This is a genomic window from Nitrosospira multiformis ATCC 25196, assembly GCF_000196355.1.
GTDB classification, from domain to species: domain Bacteria; phylum Pseudomonadota; class Gammaproteobacteria; order Burkholderiales; family Nitrosomonadaceae; genus Nitrosospira; species Nitrosospira multiformis.
In genome coordinates, this window is record NC_007614.1 from 2732851 (window position 1) to 2755101 (window position 22251).

The 22251-nt window shown below is 51.4% G+C and carries 18 protein-coding genes; 13 read left to right on the plus strand and 5 right to left on the minus strand.

All coding sequences use genetic code 11. The annotated features are described in order from the left end of the window. Positions 1 to 15 precede the first annotated feature (15 nt). From NMUL_RS15040 to NMUL_RS12540, 6 genes are all read left to right on the plus strand, one after another. Positions 16 to 3006, plus strand: a complete 2991-nt coding sequence (locus NMUL_RS15040; RefSeq protein ID WP_011381689.1) for a glycosyltransferase — start codon at positions 16 to 18, stop codon at positions 3004 to 3006. Next, complete coding sequence (locus NMUL_RS12520) at positions 3003 to 4361, plus strand: glycosyltransferase family 4 protein (protein ID WP_011381690.1); 1359 nt, start codon at positions 3003 to 3005, stop codon at positions 4359 to 4361. Before NMUL_RS15040 ends, NMUL_RS12520 begins: the two co-directional genes overlap by 4 nt. Next, on the plus strand, positions 4358 to 5248 hold the full coding sequence (locus NMUL_RS12525) for a class I SAM-dependent methyltransferase (protein WP_041353276.1): 891 nt from the start codon (positions 4358 to 4360) through the stop codon (positions 5246 to 5248). The genes NMUL_RS12520 and NMUL_RS12525 overlap by 4 nt, the downstream gene beginning before the upstream one ends. Positions 5249 to 5383: 135 nt before the next feature. Continuing rightward, a complete protein-coding gene (locus NMUL_RS12530; RefSeq protein ID WP_041352611.1) occupies positions 5384 to 6352 on the plus strand; it encodes a glycosyltransferase family 2 protein in 969 nt (322 codons plus the stop codon). Positions 6353 to 6385: 33 nt separating this feature from the next. After that, the gene (locus NMUL_RS12535; protein ID WP_011381693.1) at positions 6386 to 8872 is read left to right on the plus strand and encodes a rhamnan synthesis F family protein; all 2487 of its coding nucleotides are present in this window, start codon (positions 6386 to 6388) and stop codon (positions 8870 to 8872) included. A 1-nt stretch (position 8873) separates the two neighbouring features. Further along, positions 8874 to 9806 (plus strand): NAD-dependent epimerase/dehydratase family protein, encoded by a 933-nt coding sequence (locus tag NMUL_RS12540; RefSeq protein ID WP_041352613.1) that lies wholly within the window; start codon positions 8874 to 8876, stop codon positions 9804 to 9806. A 49-nt stretch (positions 9807 to 9855) separates the two neighbouring features. On the opposite strand, the gene NMUL_RS12545 is transcribed toward NMUL_RS12540, so the two are convergent. Next, positions 9856 to 11105, minus strand: a protein-coding gene (locus NMUL_RS12545) for an IS3-like element ISNmu3 family transposase (RefSeq protein ID WP_148235542.1) whose coding sequence is annotated in 2 segments (ribosomal slippage) — positions 9856 to 10751 and positions 10751 to 11105 — 1251 coding nt in all. Because the reading frame shifts where the segments join, the coding sequence is not laid out codon by codon here. Between the two features lie 28 nt (positions 11106 to 11133). Between NMUL_RS12545 and NMUL_RS12555 the strand changes: the two genes are divergently transcribed. The 3 genes from NMUL_RS12555 to arfB all read left to right on the plus strand — a co-directional run bounded on the left by NMUL_RS12555 (position 11134) and on the right by arfB (position 13484). Further along, positions 11134 to 12072, plus strand: a complete 939-nt coding sequence (locus tag NMUL_RS12555; protein WP_011381697.1) for a glycosyltransferase family 2 protein — start codon at positions 11134 to 11136, stop codon at positions 12070 to 12072. A gap of 96 nt (positions 12073 to 12168) precedes the next feature. Then, a complete protein-coding gene (locus NMUL_RS12560) occupies positions 12169 to 13062 on the plus strand; it encodes an SDR family oxidoreductase (RefSeq protein WP_011381698.1) in 894 nt (297 codons plus the stop codon). Continuing rightward, the gene (gene arfB / locus NMUL_RS12565; protein ID WP_011381699.1) at positions 13062 to 13484 is read left to right on the plus strand and encodes an alternative ribosome rescue aminoacyl-tRNA hydrolase ArfB; all 423 of its coding nucleotides are present in this window, start codon (positions 13062 to 13064) and stop codon (positions 13482 to 13484) included. The genes NMUL_RS12560 and arfB overlap by 1 nt, the downstream gene beginning before the upstream one ends. A gap of 68 nt (positions 13485 to 13552) precedes the next feature. On the opposite strand, the gene NMUL_RS12570 is transcribed toward arfB, so the two are convergent. From NMUL_RS12570 to NMUL_RS12580, 3 genes are all read right to left on the minus strand, one after another. After that, a complete protein-coding gene (locus NMUL_RS12570) occupies positions 13553 to 15088 on the minus strand; it encodes a sensor histidine kinase (RefSeq protein WP_011381700.1) in 1536 nt (511 codons plus the stop codon). A gap of 25 nt (positions 15089 to 15113) precedes the next feature. Beyond that, positions 15114 to 15575 carry a response regulator transcription factor gene (locus NMUL_RS12575; RefSeq protein WP_011381701.1) on the minus strand — a complete coding sequence of 154 codons (462 nt, stop codon included), beginning with the start codon at positions 15573 to 15575 and terminating at the stop codon, positions 15114 to 15116. A 207-nt stretch (positions 15576 to 15782) separates the two neighbouring features. Then, complete coding sequence (locus NMUL_RS12580) at positions 15783 to 16466, minus strand: alpha/beta hydrolase (protein WP_011381702.1); 684 nt, start codon at positions 16464 to 16466, stop codon at positions 15783 to 15785. Positions 16467 to 16564: 98 nt separating this feature from the next. On the opposite strand from NMUL_RS12580, the gene NMUL_RS12585 reads away from it, so the two are divergent. After that, positions 16565 to 17674, plus strand: coding sequence for a transglutaminase-like domain-containing protein (locus tag NMUL_RS12585; protein ID WP_011381703.1), 1110 nt, complete (start codon positions 16565 to 16567; stop codon positions 17672 to 17674). Between the two features lie 50 nt (positions 17675 to 17724). Here NMUL_RS12585 and yjgA read toward each other — a convergent pair whose 3' ends face one another. Next, on the minus strand, positions 17725 to 18273 hold the full coding sequence (gene yjgA, locus NMUL_RS12590) for a ribosome biogenesis factor YjgA (RefSeq protein ID WP_011381704.1): 549 nt from the start codon (positions 18271 to 18273) through the stop codon (positions 17725 to 17727). A 160-nt stretch (positions 18274 to 18433) separates the two neighbouring features. Between yjgA and pmbA the strand changes: the two genes are divergently transcribed. From pmbA to NMUL_RS12605, 3 genes are all read left to right on the plus strand, one after another. Continuing rightward, positions 18434 to 19792: a metalloprotease PmbA gene (gene pmbA / locus NMUL_RS12595; RefSeq protein ID WP_011381705.1), complete on the plus strand. Its 1359-nt coding sequence runs from the start codon at positions 18434 to 18436 to the stop codon at positions 19790 to 19792. Positions 19793 to 19970: 178 nt separating this feature from the next. Beyond that, positions 19971 to 21017 (plus strand): phosphoglycerate mutase, encoded by a 1047-nt coding sequence (locus tag NMUL_RS12600; RefSeq protein ID WP_011381706.1) that lies wholly within the window; start codon positions 19971 to 19973, stop codon positions 21015 to 21017. A gap of 462 nt (positions 21018 to 21479) precedes the next feature. Then, a complete protein-coding gene (locus tag NMUL_RS12605; protein WP_011381707.1) occupies positions 21480 to 22214 on the plus strand; it encodes a LuxR family transcriptional regulator in 735 nt (244 codons plus the stop codon). Positions 22215 to 22251 lie beyond the last annotated feature (37 nt).

A 22251-nucleotide genomic window follows, 5' to 3' on the forward strand; every position in this document is an offset into this window, starting at 1 on the left:
TCATACTTGGTTTTTATGAAAAACCTCTCGCCAACTTATGTATTCGACATCCAGGAACAACTCTGGTCTCGTCCAGGGTATGGCGGTATTAACTACAGCGATGGGGATGACATCGAGTTGCAGATAGCGAAAGTGATCGCGGAGGCGGCAGATATTACTGTCCTTTCAAGGGAACTGCGACAACATTGCACTGATTGGCCTTTTCTCTACCATTTGTCCGCGAGCCGTGCGAATATCTTGCGCCCATTTGCAACCACTCTAACCGGCGACATTCTGGAAATTGGCGCGGGTTGTGGCGCAATCACACGCTATCTCGGTGAGGCTGGTGCAAATATCCTGGCCTTAGAGGGAAGCCCAAGACGGGCCGCTATTGCTCGTTCCAGAACCCGGGATCTCGAAAACGTAACGGTACTGGCGGAAAAATTCGACCAGTTTGAATGTGACCATCAATTTGATTTAATCACTCTCATTGGCGTACTTGAGTACGCCAATCTCTTCACGACTGGCGAGAATCCAGCCCTTGCCATGCTCCAGCGCGTCCGGTCTTTACTCAAGCCGGAAGGCACACTGATACTCGCCATCGAAAACCAGTTGGGCTTGAAATATTTTGCTGGCGCATTGGAAGATCATATCGGCCAGCCCATGTACGGGATCGAGGGGCGATACACCCGGAATCAACCCCAAACATTTGGTCGAATGGTTCTGTCGAATCTGATGAAAGAAGCCGGTTTCACCACCATCGAGTTTTTGGCTCCATTTCCGGATTACAAGCTGCCCGTTTCGATTTTGACTGAAGAAGGCCTTTCTAGTAAGGAGTTTGATGGTGCGGCATTGGCTTGGCAAAGCGTAAGGCGAGATCACCAACTCCCCTTAAGCACGAACTTTTCCATAGAAATGGTTTGGCTCGAGGTATTCAAGAACGGATTGGCTTTGGATATGGCTAATTCTTTCTTGCTTGCAGCATCGCCGCTTCAACAAAAGATCGTTAAAGCGGGCATTCTAGGGTACCACTACAGTACTGATAGGATCCCTCAATATTGCAAAGAAACGATTTTTCAGCGTATTGAAAATAGCACCACGGTCAATTATCGGATGTTAGGTAGTAGTCTTTTGGATAATCGGACAGACCAAGTCATTAAATTCGCATGTCCGGACAGAGCAATCTATGCAGAAGGATTTCCCTTGTCTCTAGAGTTTACACGACTGCTTACGAGCGACGGCTGGTCAATGAGCGGGGTTGGACTCCTTATTCACCGCTATATTGGTTTGCTCGAATTCATTGCGAATCAAAAAGGGCACGCGTGGGACAAACCTTTACCACATAGGTTGCCCGGCGAATTTTTCGACATGGTCCCACAAAATATCATTATCGATAAAAATGGAGAACCTGTTTCCATAGATACAGAATGGGTATTGAAAAATGGTATTGAGGCTGGCTGGCTTCTATTTCGCTCTTTGCTGTTGACGATTGATTCGATCATGTGTTTTGGCAGAAATTTAGCAGAACAAAAATTTTCACGAAGGGAATTTATCATATCAGCCCTCGATGCAGCAGGATTCGCACTCACCAATGAAGATTTCCAGCGATTTATTGAATTGGAGGCCGATGTACAGCAGGAGGTAACAGGGCGTCCTTCGCATGAATTCGTAAACTGGCGGCCAGAACACCCATTGCCGACCTATTCTCCGGTTAAGCATGGCGGAGAAATTGGCGCCTTGCAGAGCGAAGTTGGCGTGGCGTGGCGTGAGATTGATATGATGCGTGATGAAATCGATGTGGCAAGGGCGAAAATCGAAATGCTGCACGAAGAACTCGATGCGTTATATCGCTCAACTTCTTGGAGGATTACCGCGCCTCTTCGGGGTATGCGGCGACTTATTACCCGATTCGCAGACAGACCGAGTCCTTTAAGTCTAGCCCGTGCTACTCTGAAACACGGAACGGAATGCTATCAGACAAAGTTGCTAGCTGATCCACAAGTGTCGAGGCAACGCATCGTACACGTAATTGGCAACTTTCTTACTGGCGGTTCGTCCAGACTGGTGGTCGATTTATTTGAGCGTCTCGGTCACCTCTATGAACAGGAGGTCGTCACTCAATATAACCCTGATCCCCCTAACTATACGGGGATTCCGATCCACGAATTTTCCGGTGGAGACGCTTGGGATAAATTTATAACCTACTTGCGATTGTACCGGCCTGATCTTGTTCACGTGCACTATTGGGAGGATCCACACTGGTACGGAACGATGATAAAGGCGGCCCGTGAATTCGGCTGCAAGATAATACAAAACGTCAACACTCCAACTGCTCCTTATATGGACAGTTGTATCAGCCGCTACATATATGTCAGTGACTACGTAAAAACCCGGTTTGGAAAGAGGGATCAGCCGAGCATTACGATCTACCCGGGCAGCAACTTCAAATTATTTTCGAGAGATAAATCTCGACCAGTACCTGACGATTGCATCGGCATGGTTTATAGGCTGGATATCGATAAACTCCATAGGAAATCGATTGATGTTTTCATAAAGGTTGTCCAGAAAAGGCCGCAGACAAAAGTAATTATTGTTGGCGGGGGGCCCTACCTGGAGCCTTATAAAGCGGCGGTCAAGGCGGGGAAAGTTGAACATGCTTTTACTTTTACGGGTTTTGTTCCTTATGAAAGCCTGATCGGGTTCTATGCCCGGATGAGCCTTTTTGTGGCTCCCGTCTGGAAAGAAAGCTTTGGGCAGGTCGGTCCCTTTGCTATGAGCATGGGCTTGCCAGTGGTGGGCTACAATGTCGGCGCCTTGGCGGAGATCGTGGGCGACTGCGGTCTTCTTGCCCCACGAGGCAACAGCGAAGCGCTAGCCGAAATCATTATCGGCCTGCTGGATGATAAGGAGCGCCGTGAACAAATAGGCTCCCGTAATCGGGATCGGGCTCACAAATTATTTTCCGTCGAAAACATGGTAAATGACTACCTCAAGCTGTACCAGGAGCTAATAGGCAACACCCAATGAAGGTAGCATTGTATGTTCACTGTTTCTTTCCGGGACATTATCATGGGACGGAAACTTATACGTTGGCTCTTGCGGAAAACCTGAAAAAGCTTGGCCATGAACCCGTGGTAGTGAGCGCCATATTCGAGGGAGAAAAAAAAGCCAAAAGCCTTATCACACGTTACGACTACAACGGCATCCCTGTCTATTGCATAGACAAGAATCATATCCCTCAAATGAGTTTGAGGGATACGTATTATCAACCCGAGCTGCGGCACATCCACGCAAATCTGCTTCACGAATTGCAGCCTGATATCGTTCATGTCACTCATCTGCTTAACCATACGGCGATCCTGCTGGATGTGATCAAGGATTTGGAGATACCCGCTGTCGCAACTTTTACCGATTTCTTTGGTTTTTGCATGAACGTGAAATTGGAAGGGGCGAATGGCGACTTGTGCAAAGGCCCTAACTCAGAACGAACGAACTGCTTCACCTGTTGCGCCAAGGCCGGCATCAAACGGGCATATCCCGCAATGAGTGAACAACGCTTCAATAAATTGGCTTCCCTGCTCCGGCTAGGCTGCATTTCATTTAATGCTGTACATAGGCTGCCGGTACTAAGGCGCAGTCAATTATCCAGCCAGCTAGAGGTGATAAAGGTGCGCCCTGAGCTCTTGTCAGAACGTTACAGTCTCTATCGGGCCGTCATTGCCCCCACGCGATTCCTGCAATCTGCTTATGAGGCCAACGGGTTTACCTCGGTTCCTATCCACAAAATTCACTTTGGCGTTGATCTGGACCGGAAACCAAAGCCGGGGCGGTCGGGGTCAGCGCCTACCCGTTTTGGTTTTATTGGACAGATTGCGCCGCACAAGGGAACAGCTTTGCTGGTGGAAGCCTTCTGCCGGTTACCGGCAGGTCAAGGCGAACTACATATTTATGGATCAGAGAGCCAGCATCCTGCCTATTTCCAGGCTCTGAAGCAGCATTGCGCCGGTTTCGCGGTCTACTTTCATGGCACTTTTCCAACTGGCCAAATAAGACCTGTTCTGGATGAAATGGATTTTTTGGTCATTCCTTCCACGTGGTATGAAAATAGCCCGCTCGTACTGCTCAACGCGCTTGCCAGCCATACCCCAGTGATCGTATCCGACGTCGAAGGCCTGACGGAGTTTTTGCAACCGGATGTAAACGGCTACAAGTTTGCTCGGGGCGATGTGGATGACCTGGAGCGAGTGATGCTCCAGGTCATCACCAGCAAAGAAAATATGCACAGGCTCATCCATTCCACCAATTATCCAAAGACCAGCATGAGCATGACAGAAGAGGTTCTGGAAGTTTATTCTTCGATCCTAAAAGAGAAGATTGCATGAATTACGAAGAAGGTTGCAGAATGCCAATTGATGAGTGGTTGGTGTTAAATCGCATCGGGATATTTGAAAATCCGTCTTTACGCCGCTACGTCAGTCCTTTTCCCCCACCTGAATTAATGGGTATCACTTCTGGTTTGCAGTCCGAAACAGGTTTTGCTGCCCACGGGGCGGACATTTACGCTGCACTGGCACTCGCCTCGACCATACCAATTACCGAATATCGCCATATCCTGGATTTTGGCTGCGGTTGCGGGCGGCTTGCTCGCATGCTTAAAGGCCACCCCCACAAGATTTCGGGCTGCGACATCGATCTTCGCCACGTGAAGTGGATCGGCCAAAGCCTGGATTTCATGAATGTGAAGCTTTCATCCGTCAGACCGCCGATTCCCTTTGCTGATGACGAGATGGACGCTGTCATTTCAGTCTCGATTTTCACCCACCTGACGGAAAACAGTCAGGATGACTTTCTTGCTGAGTTATTTCGCGTAACACGCCCCGGCGGAACATTATTTCTGACCGTACATGGTGCGCAGGCTCTTAAAAGAGCATGTCACGAGCAACCCATTCGGCACATGCTCGATATGGATGAAGGACGATTTAGAAAAGCCCAGCAAGCGTTCAACCAAAACAAGCACGGTTTCGTCCTTCAATTTGGACACCTTACGACCAAGCCTGAAAAAGCATTTTACACACCCCGCGCCATTTTCAGACGGATACGCGACTCCTTTTCACGAAAAACGATAAATATGCCCTTCGAATATGGAATTGCGTTTCATCCGGAATCATATATTCGGGAACACTGGAGCAAATGGTTCGATATTTTGGATTACCGTCATGGCGCAATTCACCAGTTTCAGGATATTGTTGTCCTTTCGCCGAAAAAATGAACTCCCGTTCCTGCCTTGAGCATAAATTAGTGGTGTTCCTCTCCCGCCGATCATAGGATTGAATGAAGACTTGCACTTCGTGAACCCCCTCGCGTCCCAGCCTTTTGACGCATCAATCGCACAGTCTGAGCCGTAATGGCGGTAGCCGCCGTCACAGTCATCGTCGTCAACTGGAACAGCGGCAATCTGCTAAATGAATGTCTGTCACGGTTGAACCGGCAGACGCTTTTACCGGCGCGAATACTGGTCATGGATAATGGAAGTACAGACGGCTCGGCCTTATGCGCCCAGACAGCACCTGGAGTTACCTTACGAATGCTCGGCCGCAATCTAGGTTTTGCAGCGGCGAATAATCAGGCCCTGGATGAATGCGATACCGATCTTGTCGCCTTGCTCAATCCGGACGCCTTCCCTGAACCTGACTGGCTATTACGACTGGTCGCTGCAGCAGCGGCTCATCCTGATATCGCCGCCTTTGGCTCACGGCAAATGATGCATGGCTTCGCATCTACTCTGGACGGTATTGGCGACGTCTATCACATTTCCGGTCGAGTCTGGCGTAAAGGCCACGGTCTCATGCAGTTTGCCGCTGCTCATATTGCTGACAAAATCTTCTCTCCCTGTGCTGGAGCAGCTCTCTATCGCCGGGAGGCTTTAGCAGAAGTAGGTGGATTTGATGAAGACTATTTTTGCTATATCGAAGATATAGACTTGGGATTTCGTCTACAACTCGCTGGATATTCATGTTTATATGTCCCGGATGCCGTAGTGCATCACATCGGATCGGCAAGCTCTGGCGGGAAACACAGCGATTTTTCGGTGTATCACGGTCACCGCAATTTAGTTTGGACGTTTGTCAAGAATATGCCTGGATTACTGTTTTGGCTGTTGCTCCCTCTTCATGTGCTGCTGAACCTGGGTACCTTAGTATTGTTCACCGGAAATGGACAAGGCAGGGTTATTTGGCGGGCCAAGTGGGATGCCATCAGGGGATTGCCGAGAATGTGGAAGAAACGCACACAGATCCAGACCCGACGAATTGCCACTCCTCTTGAAATCTGGAGACTTTTAGACAAGCGTTTACTTTTTAAAAAGAAGATCTAAGGCAATAAGGTTGCTCATTTCATACGAGGTGCCATGAAGGAATTACCGTCCAATAGCGTACAAAAAGGTAATCTATTGCGCTTAGCTCGCCGTTTAAGTTTTAAATTTCACCTCGCCCGGCAAAATCTAATTGCTCTCGTAAGTGATTCCCCTCCACGCGAAGACCTGTTTGATGGAGATTTCTACCTGGCGCAGTACTCGGACGTGGCCCAGGCTGGCATTGATCCATATGAACATTTTATCCTTTACGGTAGAAAGGAGGGTCGCATCGGTGTACCCGCGTATCTTCCGAAACTGGAGTACCGGGGTAACTTGGAAGCTATTAATCATGACCGCGATACCATACTGGTTGTCAGCCATGAGGCTTCGCGCACGGGCGCCCCTATATTAAGTCTGAACATCGTTCGCGAACTCAAAAAAAAGTACAACGTTATAACCCTGTTGCTACTGAACGGCGGAGTGATTGCCGATGATTTCCTTCGCGCCTCCGACATCGTAATAGGACCATTCAGTGATGGACGTAACCCGGATTTGGTCGCTTCTGGAATTGATCAGTTACTAGCCTTGACTCCCGTAACGTTTGCAATTGTCAATAGCATCGAATCCCGAGCGGTGCTTCCCGGGTTAGCAAGACGGTTTATTCCAACAGTCTCCCTTATCCACGAATTTGCCTCCTACGTAAGACCCGTAGGGAGTTTTCGTGAAGTTGTTTTCTGGTCTTCGGAAACCATATTTTCTGCTTCCTTGACATATGAAAATGCCATTTCTGAATATCCAGATCTCCGGAATTGCAAATTTCCTGTAGTTCCCCAAGGACGCTGCGCCCTTCCTTCTCCAGAGAACGAAGCGGCTCTTCGGCTGGAGGAAGAAGCCAAGGTTCTCGCCATGCTTCGGCCGGTAGACTTGCCGAAAGATACAGTCATTATTCTAGGTGCGGGGACTGTAGAGATTAGAAAAGGTGTGGATCTGTTTATTGCATGCGCTGCGGAGATATTCAAGGCGTGTCCGGATGCGCTTTGCCGATTTGTCTGGATCGGTAGTGGTTATGATCCAGAGCATGACGGTGCGTACTCTGTCTATCTGGCGGACCAGATCCGCCGGTCGGGACTTCAGGAGCGCGTTTTTTTCCTGCCAGCAACTTCCAGTATTGAAACAGCTTATCAAGCAGCAGATATTTTTTTACTGAGCCCCCGTCTGGATCCCTTGCCTAATGTAGCGATTGATGCCATGTGGCATGGATTGCCCGTCGTTTGTTTTGCGCGCGCCACTGGCATTGCGGACATCCTAATTGAAAATGGTTTTGAAAAAATATGTGTTGCACGCTATTTTGAAATATCTCAACTGGCATCCAAGATTCTGGCATTGATAAAGTCCAGGCCCATGAGACAGGAGATTGGCAGGAAACTACAGCAATTAGTACTTAATAAATTCAACATCGAGCATTATGTAAGCCAATTGGAAGGGATTGGCTTTAATGCAGGTAAACGGGTTGTCAACGAACAGGCTGACATCCTGGAAATCATCAAGTCGGGGATTTCCCGCCTTGACTTCTATGTTCCTCCATGGCTTGAAGGTCAACAGTTGGATGAAGCAGTAAGATTTTACGTACGGGCATGGCGGAGCGGGGTTTTGCGGAGGAAGCTATTTCCCGGCTTTCACCCGGGAGTTTTTCTTGAGCATAATGCAGGAAAATCTGAAGGAGATCCGTTAGCAAATTATTTGCGCGCCGGCCAACCGGACGGTCCTTGGCGGTATGGTCTTATAACGTCTGAAGAAGCCGCTCGCCCCCTATCTTCCTCCATCCGCGTAGCCCTCCATTTACATGTCTATTATTCGGAGCTATTTCCGGAAATAATGGCCCGACTAAAAGTAAATAATGTTCGTCCTGATCTCTTTATCAGCGTGCCGACAGAATGCACGCGCAATGAGGTGACTGGTTTATTGAACGATTATCCGGGAAAGGTCGTCGACATTCAGATAGTCCCCAACCGCGGACGCGATATCGGTCCTTTACTGACCGCCTTCGGCAGCGTATTTCTTGATGATTATGATGCCATCGGACATTTACATACCAAAAAAACAGCCGATTTAAGTGATGAAATGATCGGCAAGAGGTGGTATACCTTCCTTCTGGAGAACTTACTGGGCGGCAAAAGAAACATGGCCGATATCATACTAGGACGCATGACTGCTGATCCTGCTATCGGCATAGTTTTCCCGGATGATCCACATGTTTTTGATTGGGGAAACAACAAGGCTCACGCAGACAGCCTTGCCAGCAAGCTGGGCTTGGGAAAGCTGCAGGAAAACTTTGTCTTCCCTATGGGGACAATGTTTTGGGCCCGGACCGAGGCACTTCGTCCACTTTTTACCCTGGACCTGAGCTGGCAAGATTACCCTGCCGAACCGCTCCCATACGACGGAACAATCTTGCACGCTCTTGAAAGATTGCTTCCATTGATAGCAGCAAAGCAATCAACTCGTTCTGTATTAACTAACGTAACAGGCGTAACGAGATAACGTGAAAATAGTGATCTTTGGCGGCGGCGGTTTCATCGGCTCTGCAATCGTTGACAGACTGCTTCTCGATGGCCATGAATTGACGATCTTCGAGCGGCCGAGAGTGGAACCCTATCGCAAATTTCTGGATACTGAGCCTGTGAAATGGTTAACCGGCGATTTATTAAGCACACACGACGTTGGCGATGCAATAGACGGGATGGATATCGTGATACATCTCGTCTCCTCCACCCTGCCCAAGAGCTCGAATGATGATCCCATTTACGATGTTCAGAGCAACCTAGTAGGATCGTTGCAAATGCTGAACGTTATGGTCGCCAAAAAAATAAGGAAGATTATCTTCATTTCGTCAGGTGGAACCGTATACGGGAGGCCAGAGTATTTACCCATTGATGAGCGTCACCCCACAGCGCCCCAAGTTTCCTACGGCATTACCAAGCTTGCAATTGAGAAATATCTTTTACTCTTCGAACAAATGCATGGCATCAAGACTACCATTCTTCGAGTGGCTAACCCTTTCGGCGAACGTCAGCGCATCGAAACCGCTCAAGGGGCCGTTAGTGCTTTCCTTCACAGGGCCTTAAGCGGACAGCCAATCGAAATATGGGGAGATGGAACCGCTACCCGAGATTATATTTACATTAGCGATGTAGCTGACGCGTTTGCACGTACCGTAACTTATGAAGGCCCACAAAGCGTTTTCAATATTAGCTCCGGAGCGGGAACCAGCCTTAATGAACTTGTTTCCCTGCTTGAAGAAATTCTCGGTCATACGATTGAGTGCCGCTATCTGTCTGGGCGTAGTTTTGATGTGCAAGTCAGTATCTTAAGTAACACCCTCGCACAACAGGAAATGGGTTGGATGCCAAAGGTTCCTTTACGAGAGGGAATTGAAAATGTTGTCAAATGGATGATTAAAACCCGAGGAAAGTGATAGCGAGAATGCTTGTGAAGCAGCCACGCGAGATGTGGAGTTGCCCCTATTAAACCGGACAAGATGCGGTTAGTAACTGGCTGCGGATGAATTGTCGTGGTGACTTCATCTTCAGCCCCTTGTGAGGATGGTATTCATTGTAATCCTCGAACCATTGGGCAAGCTGCGCTATTACGGTTTTTGCGTCGGGACGATCATGGACATAGACGTAATCCCGCTTGAAGGTTTTGACGAAGGCCTCGGCCATGCCGTTGGATTCGGGGCTTCTGACGGGAGTAAAACAGCTGATGAAGCCCATATCCTTTGCAAAAGCAGTTGTCTCGCTGGCGGTGTAACAACTGCCATTGTCGCTGAGCCACTCCACCCTGTGTGGGAGCAGGTCAACGGTGCCGAAGCGCCGCTCAACGGATTCAGTCATCAGATCGCGCACCATTTCCCCAGTAATGCCGCCAGTGGTGGCAACATGGCTGATGACTTCACGATCACAGCAATCCAGGGCGAAGGCAACACGCACTACTTGCCCATTCCAGCAGGGAATCTCAAAACCATCCGAACACCAGCGCAAATTGGAACGCAAGGTAATGACCTTGCCTTCATGAGACAGCACGCGCTGTTTGCCCGTATATCGGGCCAGCAGGCCATTCTGGCGCATGATGCGATAGACCCGCTTGTGATTGACAGCAGGCTTTCCCATTCTCTCCAGTTTGCGGTTAAGGAGAGCGCAAATCCTTCTGTATCCGTAGGTCGCGCGGCAATCCACAATTTCGCGGATCAAGGGCAACAGCCAGGCATCATCAGCCTTGTTGTAGCGGCAACGAAAAGACTTTTCCTGCGGCTTCATCCGTTCCACAAGACGGGAGCGCGCCACACCCATGGTGTCTGCAATGGCCTTCACAGCAAATCGTCCTGTGGCAGCAAGGGCATGCGCGAGATCAGTTTTTTTTCATGCGCAAGCTTCACCGCTTCCGTGAGAATCTCATTCTCCAGGGTTTTCTTGCCCAGCACCCGCTCCAACTCCCGGATCCGCTTCTTCAACTCTTTCACCTCGGCCGCAGACACTACCGCATCACCACTACGCACTGCTTCTTGTCCGCCCTCGGTCATAAGCTTCCTCCAGCGAAATAACAAGCTCGGAGCAATACCATATTTTCGCGCCACATACGAGACACTCATGCCCGGCAAGCGCGATTCCTCAACAGCTTTTAATTTCTCACCCAGGGTCCAGCGCCTGCGGCGCTCAACCCCGGTTACTACTTCAATACGATCCAAACCTGAAGCACTATGCATAGCACCAGGCATATGCCTATCTCCTATCATCAGTGCATCTGTGTCCGGTTCAATTGGGGGCTACTACAAGATGGATGATGATTCGAATCCCCTTTGCATCTCGGCCGTAATCGTCAATTACAATGCCGGGCAAACCCTGGTGGATTGTGTTGAATCGGCACTGCCACAGGTGACCGAAGTGCTGATAGTGGATAACGCCTCTTCGGATCGAAGCCTCGAACTCTGCACGGGGCGATTTCCTGCGGAACCGAAACTCAGGATTATCCGCAATACAGCCAATCTCGGTTTTGCCGCGGCCTGCAACATCGGCGCCAAGGCTGCTTGCGAGCCTCATGTTCTGTTTCTCAACCCCGATTGCATCCTGAGTAAAAATTCGTTGCCGCGTCTGCTCCATGTATTGGAAATGATCCCCCAGGCCGGCATGGCGGGTGGACTTTTAACCAATCAGGATGGGACCGAGCAGGCAGGAGGACGCCGTGCCGTACCGACACCCTGGCGCTCCCTCGTGCGCGCTTTTGGCTTGTACCGCCTTGAGCGTTACTGGCCCCGCCTGTTTTTTGATTTTCACCTGCACAAGCAGTCTTTACCCCCGGGGCCGCTCGAAGTGGAGGCTATTTCCGGCGCACTCATGCTGGTGCGGCAGGAGGCAATCCGGGATGTGGGGCCATGGGATGAGGGTTATTTTCTTCACTGCGAGGACCTCGATTGGTGCATGCGCTTCCGGGAAAAAGGCTGGAAGATACTTTTCGTGCCTGATGCGCCGGTAGTGCACCGTAAGGGAACATGCAGCAGATCCCGGCCGATATTCGTGGAATGGCACAAGCACAGGGGAATGATGCGTTTCTATCGCAAGTTCTTCCGGCAGGAATATCCCGGCGCTTTGATGTGGCTGGTGGCAGCGGGAATATGGTTGCGTTTCGGGGCAATAGCCACTATTTATTGCATGCAGTATATTGGGAGACTGGCGCAATCGAGGTGAAACCCCAGTCTGCCTCGGGACCTTTTCCGATCTCCGGTTCCGATCCCGGTCCGATCCTGTGGAATCCCCGGCACTGCTCCCGCGCTAACAAATCAAATGGCTGATCCGGGCCCCCACCATAAAATCATGGTCACAGGCGCTACCAGTATTATCGGAGAATTCCTGCTGCCAAACCTGCTGGATGCCGGTTATGAGGTTCATGCAATCAGCCGGCGGCCGGCGGAAGCGTTGCCTTCCAATGGAAAATTGATCTGGCATCAGGCAGACGTGAGCGAGCCGGCACAGATACCTGACGTCGACGTGCAAATTCTCATTCATCTCGCCCCCCTCTGGCTCCTCCCGCCGCTGCTGCCGGTACTGAATACGCTCCAACTGAAACGCGTGATCGGCTTCGGGTCCACCAGCGTGTTTAGCAAATCGCATTCCGCCCATGCGGCGGAAAGAAAGGTGGCAGCCCGGCTGGCGGAAGCGGAAGAAGCTGTTCGCCGCTTTTGCAGCGCATCCGCAATGGATTGGACGATATTTCGTCCAACACTGGTTTATGATTGCGTTCGCGACAAGAATATTACGAGAATTGCAAGCTTTATCCGTCGTTACGGCTTTTTTCCACTGATCGGACGAGCCGCCGGGCTGCGGCAACCGATCCATGCGGCCGATCTCGCGCAAACATGCATGACCGCGCTCTTCCAGCCTCTGACTTTCAATAAGGCCTACAACCTGAGCGGCGGCGAGACTTTAAGCTACCGCCAGATGGTGGAGAAAATCTTCAGTTCGCTCGGCAAGCCTGCACATTTCCTGATTGCCCCCCTGTGGCTCTACCGACTAGCGATACGCGCAGCCATGCTGCTCCCCGGCAAGCAAGAAATCACAACCGAAATGGCAACACGCATGAATGTCGATCTGTGTTTTGACCATACGGAAGCGACCGGCGATTTCGGTTTCGCGCCCAGGGCGTTCTCACCTGAATGGGATGGCGGACAGGAAAAGTGATGGCAGCCTTCGAAAAAATAGATATTCCCGATCATGAGGTCGAAATAAAGGCAATTCGCGCGCAAGGCGCCGGAGGGCAGAATGTAAACAAGGTATCGAGCGCCGTTCATCTGCGCTTCGATATCAACGCTTCGTCGCTATCCGATATCCACAAGGAGCGTTTGCTGAAGCTCCACGATCAGCGTATAACCCGCGAGGGCGTGATCATTATCAAGGCTCAGCAGTATCGCAGCCAGGAGAAAAACCGCGAGGAAGCCTTAAGACGCCTGCACGAACTTGTAGACAGCATCGTTGAGTTGCCGCGAAAACGCAAGCCGACCCGGCCGACGGCGAGCTCCCAGAAAAAGCGGCTTGATAGCAAGACACACAAGGGCCAGATCAAGATCTTGAGAAAGAAATGGGTATCGGAACCGATGTCGTGATGCACCCAATCTTTTCCTTTGCCTTCCCTCTCCCTGTCCTCTCTCCGCCAAATGGGAGAGGACATGTTTCAATGAGTGGAAGCGAGTTCGTTTCCGTCTTTCTGGGAGTCGAGTGGGCGGCTTTGTGAGTTTGCAAGATGCGAACTTGAGGCTTCCGAGCGTGCCTCCGTTTTAGGAATGGATACCGATGTTATCGTGGGGAAAATAACGGAAAAAGTTGTCCCGACATTCTGTTCGCTGGAAATCCTGATCTGTAGTTTGTTGTTTTCGGCCACTGTCTTGACGATCGATAAGCCTATCCCGCTTGAAGTCCTGTTATGCAGTGCCGCTCGCGGAGTGTAAAAGTATTCATCGAAAATATGCGGCAGATCTTTTTCGCCGATCCCTATCCCATGATCGATAACGGTTACGGTACCGTAGGAACCTGCGCCTTCAACGGCAGCTACAATTTCTACCGTTGAGTTGTCATACGAATAAGCGATGGCGTTTGAAATGACATTTTCAAGCAGTATTTCAAGCTGATTGGGAATACCTTCAACGGCGAAGTCCTGGAGCGATACTTTTACGTCGATATGGCGGGAACTGGCGATCGGTTTTAACTTATCGATGCATTTGCGGATTACTATTCCAATGCTGATCTGCTCTCTTGCGTTGTTGTCACGTGCGGCGGCTTTCAACCGTTCCAGCTTGAGGACATCCAGAATGAGGCTCGCCATGCCGGAAGCGCGATAATCGATCTTCGATATCACTTCTCTTATTTCGGGCGATACCTCCCCGCAATATTCTCCTTTTATGAGGCTTATCTTGCTGCGGATAGCATCGAGCGGGGCTTTGAGTTGATGAGTCATCAGCACGGCGTACCGATCTTTCTCCACTTGCGCCCGCCTGATTTCCTCGTAGGCATCGACAAGGTTGTGCTCATGAATGCGCACTACAATCGCCAGCCTTGAGACGACATACCAGACAGTGATAAAGAGCACATCGAGCGTAAACATCCACAGGAAAATATTGATCTTGAGCGGACTCAGAACAGATATGCCAGGATCGATTGCCAGCGCTTGCGGTGCCATAAAAAGAAGCGGATGCTCATCCAGCAGAACAGTGGCGTACATGACGCATACCACGACAGTCACCACCAGGCTTTCCAGGGTCGAGAAAAAGATGCACGCCAGCGCAATATGCAGCACATAAAAGAAGGGAGCGGGCGTCGCGATGCTGCCGATAAAATGCACTACTACCGACAGACACAGAAGATCGACAATGATCTGGGCCCAGATATTTATAGCGGGCGAGTTATATTTTGTTTGCCGCTGAAAATCCAGAGCTTGAATGTAAATGACGTTTGCAATGAATAATACCAACGTTACCGCAAGCGGCCATCCTTGCTGGTGAGTAATGCCGATTTTCGTAAGCTCATCCGAGGCAATGAGCGCGAATACCTGAAAAAGCAGAAGAACCCCGATAACACCCCATCGAAAGATAATAAACCATCGGGCATTATTGATTAATACTTCATCGCTGAGCTTCGCGCCGTTTGTCCCCACTCCGGGAAGCGCGAAGCGATTTCTGTCGGACAGATTCCAGGAAAACTCGACAACCGCCATGGTTAAAGTCTCCGGAAATTCTGCTTCAGGGTTCCTTATTCTCCAGCCGGTTATGAATGATCGATAAGAAACTGACGGGCTCGACCGGTTTTTCCATGATCAGAATCCATTCATCAGAGAGACCAGTGAAATAAGGTCGAATTTCCTCACCGAGCGAAGTCATGAATATCAGGTGAAGCCCGGGGAAACGTTTGCGTATTTCCACATAGGCTTCCAGACCTATATCCATTGTTTCAACCATCACGTCGAGAATTGCCAGAGCGGGCGGATTGGGTGAATTCCATAACGACACCATGAAATCATTCATGGTCTGATAACTTTCGACTGCATACCCGCTTGCTTCCAGAATACGCCTGACGGTATCCCGAATATCCGGATCATCATCGATATGTGCAATCCGTTGCGCCACTGTGCTTTCTTGATTTGCCGATCCCGGCATTTGGCCCGGGAGCTTTTCGGCGTCCTGTTGTTGGATAGACGCATGCATGGCACTTCCTCCAATCACGATTAAAATACTTGCAGATGCCCCACACTACTCAGTATAGAGTAAGACTGTGTGAAGAATGTTTCAGGGATGTGTTGAAATTTTGTGAGGGCGTGGTACCTGGTCGTCGAAGCATCCGGAGGATAAAGCCAGAAGACGTGGCCTGCAATTGCACTTGCTGTACTGGATGGATCATGAAAAGCAATCCACTCAGGCCAGCACGCGCTGCAGCCAGTTGCGGATATCGTGTATCTCTTCCCTGCAGACGGTATGTGCCATTCCGTACTCGCGCCATTCCACCGGATAGCCCGTTCCGAGCAATTGTTGGCGCGATGCAGCAGCCAGGGTTATAGGGATGACGTTGTCGCCCACCCCGTGCGCCATGAAGATTGGTATGCCGAAATTGGCAGAGTGTGCCTCTTCCGCAAGGGTCTGCGGCGCTGGCAGATAACATGAAAGCGCCATGATTCCCGCCAGTTTTTCCGGATAACGCAAACCGGCGAACAGCGCCAGGGCACCCCCCTGAGAGAAGCCTGCCAGAACGATATTCTCCGGCTTGACCCCTCGCTGCGTTTCATGGTTCACCAAGGCTTCGACGGCCCGCTCCGATTCTCGCAGAGTTGCCATATTTTCCTGAAGTTTCGCGCCATCGACAATATCGTAGTCATACCAGGCGCGCATGACCATTCCCCGGTTGATGCTGACGGGTCTCGTGGGGGCATGGGGAAACACGAAGCGGACGGCCGGGATGGAAGGAAGCGCAAGCTCATCCACAACAGGTACGAAATCACTGCCATCGGCCCCCAGGCCATGCATCCAGATGATCGTACGGGTGGGATGAGCGGCCGTTTCCAGCTCGATGGAAGGAAGCAGATCGGGGGAACCGGAGATCATAAGAGAAAATGAAGATCGACCCGTTGACTTGAATGAAACACGGGATTAGATTCGTACTTTTCGATTCTGATGTGTAAGGTCATGGGAGGGAGAGTACTATGAAACGCAGGGATTTTATCAAACTGGCGGGGGTAAGCGCCGCATTATTTCCCGTGGCGCCCTCAGTATTCGGCCAGCAGTCTGGTCAACCGGTTATTCCGCCGCGACGCTACACTTATCGTGTAACTTATAACATCGATCTTCCGGGGGATGGAAAAAAAGCACGTTTGTGGCTACCGCTGCCGGATACGGAGGATTCTCCCCACCAGTTTTCCCAGGGAAGTGTCTGGAGCGGGACCGCAAGCACGGCCAGATTCGAGAACGTTCCTGGAACAACCTCACCCATGTTTTACGCTGAATGGAACCGTAGCGGCCCCCGCAGCGTAACGGTGAGCAGCGTGATCAAAACATCGGACCGCGCTGTCAACCTGGAGCGCTACAGGGAGGGTAATTCGAGCACCCTTCCCGCGGATGTGAAACGTTATCTGCAGCCCACCAAATTTATCCCGTTGGATGGCATCGTCCGCAAAACTGCGCTATCCATTACCAAGGAGGCCAAAGCCCAATCGCAGCTGCAGAAAGCGCGCGCGATATATGATTGGGTAGTCGAAAATTCCTATCGCGACCCGTCCACGCGCGGCTGTGGACGGGGTAATATCAAAGCCATGCTGGAAACCGGTCATCTTGGCGGTAAATGCGCCGATCTGAACGCATTGTTTGTAGGACTGGCGCGCGCGGCGGGCATTCCGGCCAGGGACAACTATGGAATCCGCATTGACGAGTCTGCGGCGCATAAAACGCTTGGCCAAGCCGACGATATCACCACTGCCCAGCACTGCCGCCCTGAATTTTACCTGACCGGCCTTGGCTGGGTCCCTGTTGATCCCGCGGATGTGCGGCAACTGGCACTGGATGAAGAACTTCCCATTGAGCACCCACGAGTGATCGAGCTACGTGAAAAACTTTTTGGTTCATGGGAAATGAACTGGGTGGCATTCAACCACGGCAGGGATATCAGGCTGGCGCGAGACAGCGTCCTGGGTGAACTGCCATTTTTCATGTACCCTCAGGCCGAAGTAGCGGGACACGAGCGGGACAGCCTTGAACCGGCGGAGTTTGCTTACAAGATAACCTCAGCCCGGCTGGTGGGTACGGGGATCAAGTTTTAGGCTCTGGTTCCAAAATATCTGTCGCACCTCCTCGAAAGGTGTACCTGCGGTCAGTCGATTCCCTCGCCAGGTCTTTCGCCTGTAGCAGCAGGAATGATCTTCTGCAATTCCTGAAATAATGCGCGAAAGCTTTTTGGGGGCTTATTCGCGAGCTTCTCCTTAACAGCATTGCGCGCGAGTGCGCGCAACCGCTGCAGATCTGCATCGGGGTATTTCTGCCCCAGTTCGCTGAGGGCTTGCATCTGCTGATCCGCCATCAAGCGCTCGCGCCAGCGTTCCAACTGATGCAGGCGCGCTGTACTTTCAGCGCTTGAATTTCCCCATAGATCGAGTTTCTTTCGAATAGGTTCTGCATCGACATCACGCATCAGTTTGCCGATAAGCTGCATTTGCCGGCGCAAAGCGCCATGCTTGCTCATGCGCTTTGCTTCCAGTACCGCCTCCATCAAGGTGTCCGGGAGGCCGAGTTCGATCAGACGCCTTGAATCCAGTCGAACGAGCGACTCTCCTATATTCTGGAGCGCGTGCATTTCTTTCTTGCGTTTGGTCTTGCTCGGCCGCGCTTCCCGTTCGGAATTATCTGCCAGATTCTCTTCCAAGACGCTTCCCAAATTAATAAACTTAATAAACTGCTATCATACGTCACTGACACACCCTCTGACTCCTCGCGGGCTGCTCCCCGGTCCTGTGGGCAAGTTGCAGTGCCGGACAGCTACTCAATATAATCCTACAATCCCTGAATTCCCTGAAGTCACGCCTATGAATGATAACGCCCTGCCTTCACAACGTTTTTCCTATTCGTTTTCAGTGCTTCAGCAAATCGCGCAGGATGTCCTGAATCACGCGCGCAAAGGGGGCGCAAGCGCCTGCGAAACCGATGTTTCAGATGGTTTTGGCCAGAATGTCACGGTGCGGCGGGGGCAGGTGGAAACGATAGAGTACAACCGCGACAAGGGATTGTCAGTAACAGTTTATGTGGGGCAAAAGCGCGGGCATGCCAGCACTTCGGATTTTTCGCCACAGGCGATAAGCGATACGGTTACGGCGGCGCTTTCGATTGCCCGCCATACCGCCGCCGATGACTGCGCAGGTCTGGCGGATCCCGACTTGCTGGCACGCGAATTTCCCGATCTCGAATTATATTTTCCCTGGGACTTGCCGGTGGAGCAGGCAATAGAATTGGCGCAAGCCTGCGAAGCAGCCGCATTTGCAGTCGATAAGCGCATTACCAATTCCGAAGGAGCCAGTGTCTCGCTGGGCGAATCGCAGTTTGTCTATGCAAACAGTCTGGGATTCATGGGAGGCTATCCTTCCTCCCGCCACAGTATCAGCTGTGCGATGATTGCTAGCCACGAGGACAGCATGCAGCGTGACTACTGGTACAGCGTGGCGCGCGATGCTTCCGACCTGGAGCATGCCGCTGCGGTGGGGAAGAAAGCCGGAACACGGAGTGTCGGGCGTCTGGGTGCGAGAAAAATCGCTACCTGCGAAGTTCCCGTTCTGTTCGAGGCGCCCATTGCCTCCAGCCTGATCGGGCATTTCGTCGGGGCAGTGAGCGGAGGCAGTCTTTACCGCAAATCCTCATTTCTCCTCGACAGTATCGGCAAGCAGATATTTGCGCCGGGCATCCAGATACGCGAACGGCCGCATCTGAAAAAAGGCCTGGGCAGCGGGCCTTTCGATAATGAAGGGGTAGCGACCCGGGACCGTAACATCGTGGAAAATGGGGTGGTACAAGGCTACTTTCTCGGCAGTTACTCCGCCCGCAAACTAGGGCTTGTCACAACCGGAAATGCCGGTGGCAATCATAACCTGGTCCTGGACAATGGCGCCGGCCTGACTTTTGCCGAACTGCTCAGGAAAATGGGTAAAGGCGTGCTCGTGACCGAGTTGCTCGGCCACGGCGTAAACAATGTCACCGGTGATTACTCCAGGGGGGCGGCGGGATACTGGGTCGAAGACGGAGAAATCCGTTATCCGGTTGAAGAAATAACGATTGCCGGAAATCTGAAAGACATGTTGCCTGGCATTTCCGCTGCGGGGAATGATGTCATCGTGCGTGGTTCCAAGCAATGCGGTTCATTGCTCATTGATCGAATGATGATTGCGGGCGGCTAGGCGTTCCGGTCGAACGTGGAACTCCTTGATTTCGCCTTTCCTCCCTATCTCGGTCGGATACCGCCGCGTCTTTTTCTCGCCTTTCCATTTGCCGTTTCTGGGCTGTTTCGGTTCTATTTCTGCCACGCTTTCCACACGTTTGATATTATCCGCCTAAGTTGCCCTGAATGCCTGAATAATGAATCTGCACTTGCTGGTACCGGCGCTCTTCTGGCCAGACCCGGCGCTTCCTGAAATCTACCGTGATCTACCCCTGCCCGGCCTGGAGAATCTGCTGGCAAAATGTTCCGTCACGAAAGATAAATCGGAGGGGATAGAGGCGTGGCTTTGCCGCGCTTTCGGCGCCGCGAAGCAGCAGGATTGGCCGGTTGCGCCCATTACCCTGCAAACCGATCGCGCAGAGGACGGAGAGGCGGCAACAACGGAAAACAATCGCTGGCTCCGTGCCGACCCGGTACATTTACGCCTTGAGCGCGACCATATCCTTTTGGCCGACAGCCATGTTTTTCGCATTTCATCGGAAGAAGCCAAGCAGTTCACCGACCTGCTGAACCGCCATTTTGCCGGAAATCAGGGGATAAGCTTCTCCCCCCTAAGACCGGACCGCTGGTATCTCCGCCTGCTGGAACCGCCCTTGCCCCATACCCATTTACTTAGTGAAGTTGTAAACCGGGATATCCGGAACAAGCTGCCCTTCGGTGCGAACAACACCTTCTGGCGCAGTCTGACCAATGAAATTCAGATGTTGCTGCACGAACATCCTCTGAATCAGATGCGCGAGGCGCGTGGAGAGCTTGCGATCAACAGCGTCTGGTTCTGGGGAGGGGGGACGCTGCCTGAATCCCTTGTTTCGCCCTATACGAATGTCTGGAGCAACGACGTTCTGGCAGTTTCGCTGGCCTCGGCATGTAATATCGATCACGCTCCGCTTCCCGTCGACGCAACGATGTGGGAGACCTCTGCCAGGACCGGCAGGCATCTGGTGGTGCTGGATGAATTACAGGGAAGAGCCCAATATCGGGACGCGTACGGCTGGCGCGAAAGCATCAAAGAAATGGAGCGACGCTGGTTTGACCCCCTATGGAGGATGTTCAGGCGCGGACACTTCGATGAAATAACGTTCACGGCGCCAGATGAAAGCAGCAGCAAAAGCTTCACTGCGACACGAAGCGATTCGCGGAAATTCTGGCGCAGGCCCAAGCCTATCCTGATTTATGGAAAGTGACAGGGGAATGCTCCGAAATGCGCCTCTTTTTGCCGTCTTTTCCTCCTTTCGAAAAAGCCGATATTACACATAATGTCTCCACCTGCCTGTAAAATAAAATACCGATTTTCTGCCACAATACTCCTGAAAGTTCCTGAAAGAATTCTCGCCCTGCTGGCGGGGATTCAACGCGCAAGCGTTCAGCATAGATAGTTGTCATAGTTCGGAAACGAGACTCACCTTATACTATTACTATTATTGTCGAGTCAGGATACGTTAAGATGATTTACGCTATGGGGAAGCATTTCCTCCGGCCCCGGTTCCATTTGCCATCAAGCGAGAAAGAGCGGGAATAATGGCGGATGGAAGCGTTGACATTTCCGGTAGCGGGAATGCCAGGAGCGGGAATCAGCGGGAACGATTGGTAAAGGGTTCACATACAATATCTCGGTCCATAATGCGGCGTATTATGAGAGGGAAATCATGGATAACTTGACCTTATTCGAATCATTGCTGAATTGCGATTCGGTGGAGGAATTGCACAGCGCTACCACAACCATTGCCCGCGCAATGGGATTCGAGCATTTTCTGTATGGTGTTCAGGTGAACACTTCTCTCACCCGTCCTTATCGCTTCATCCTCAGTTGTTATCCGGAGGAATGGCGTAAACATTACGACAAGGAAGGTTATGCCAATTTCGATCCTACGGTTTCGCATTGCGCCAGAACGTCCATTCCGATCATATGGAAGAAAGAGATTTTCAAGGGACGCAGGGAGACGCGCGTAAGAAACGAGGCCAAGGATTGTGGGCTGGTCAGCGGAGCGAGTTTTTCGGTTCATGGCGGACGCGGCGAAGCCGCCATGTTGAGTCTGGCTACTTCAAGGGAGTCGCGTGAGGCGCAGAATGACATTCTCGCGACAATGGCTAAAGCCCAGTTATTAACCTGCTATCTGCATGAGGCGGTGCAGCGCATTGTTCTCAGTAAAGGCCCGCTACCTGTGAAGAAGGCCAACCTGACGGAAAGGGAACAAGAATGTCTGCTATGGGCCGCCGAGGGCAAGACCGGGTGGGAAATCGCCAACATCGTCAAGATTTCGGAGCGGACAGTAACTTTTCACCTGCAGAATGCCATCCAGAAACTGGGGGTGGTCAATCGCCAGCAAGCCATATCGCGTGCCCTTTCCATGGGCCTGATCGAGCCCCGTACGATTCGCTAGCGCGCGTAGCTGCCTGACACTGCCTTACCAGTCAGCC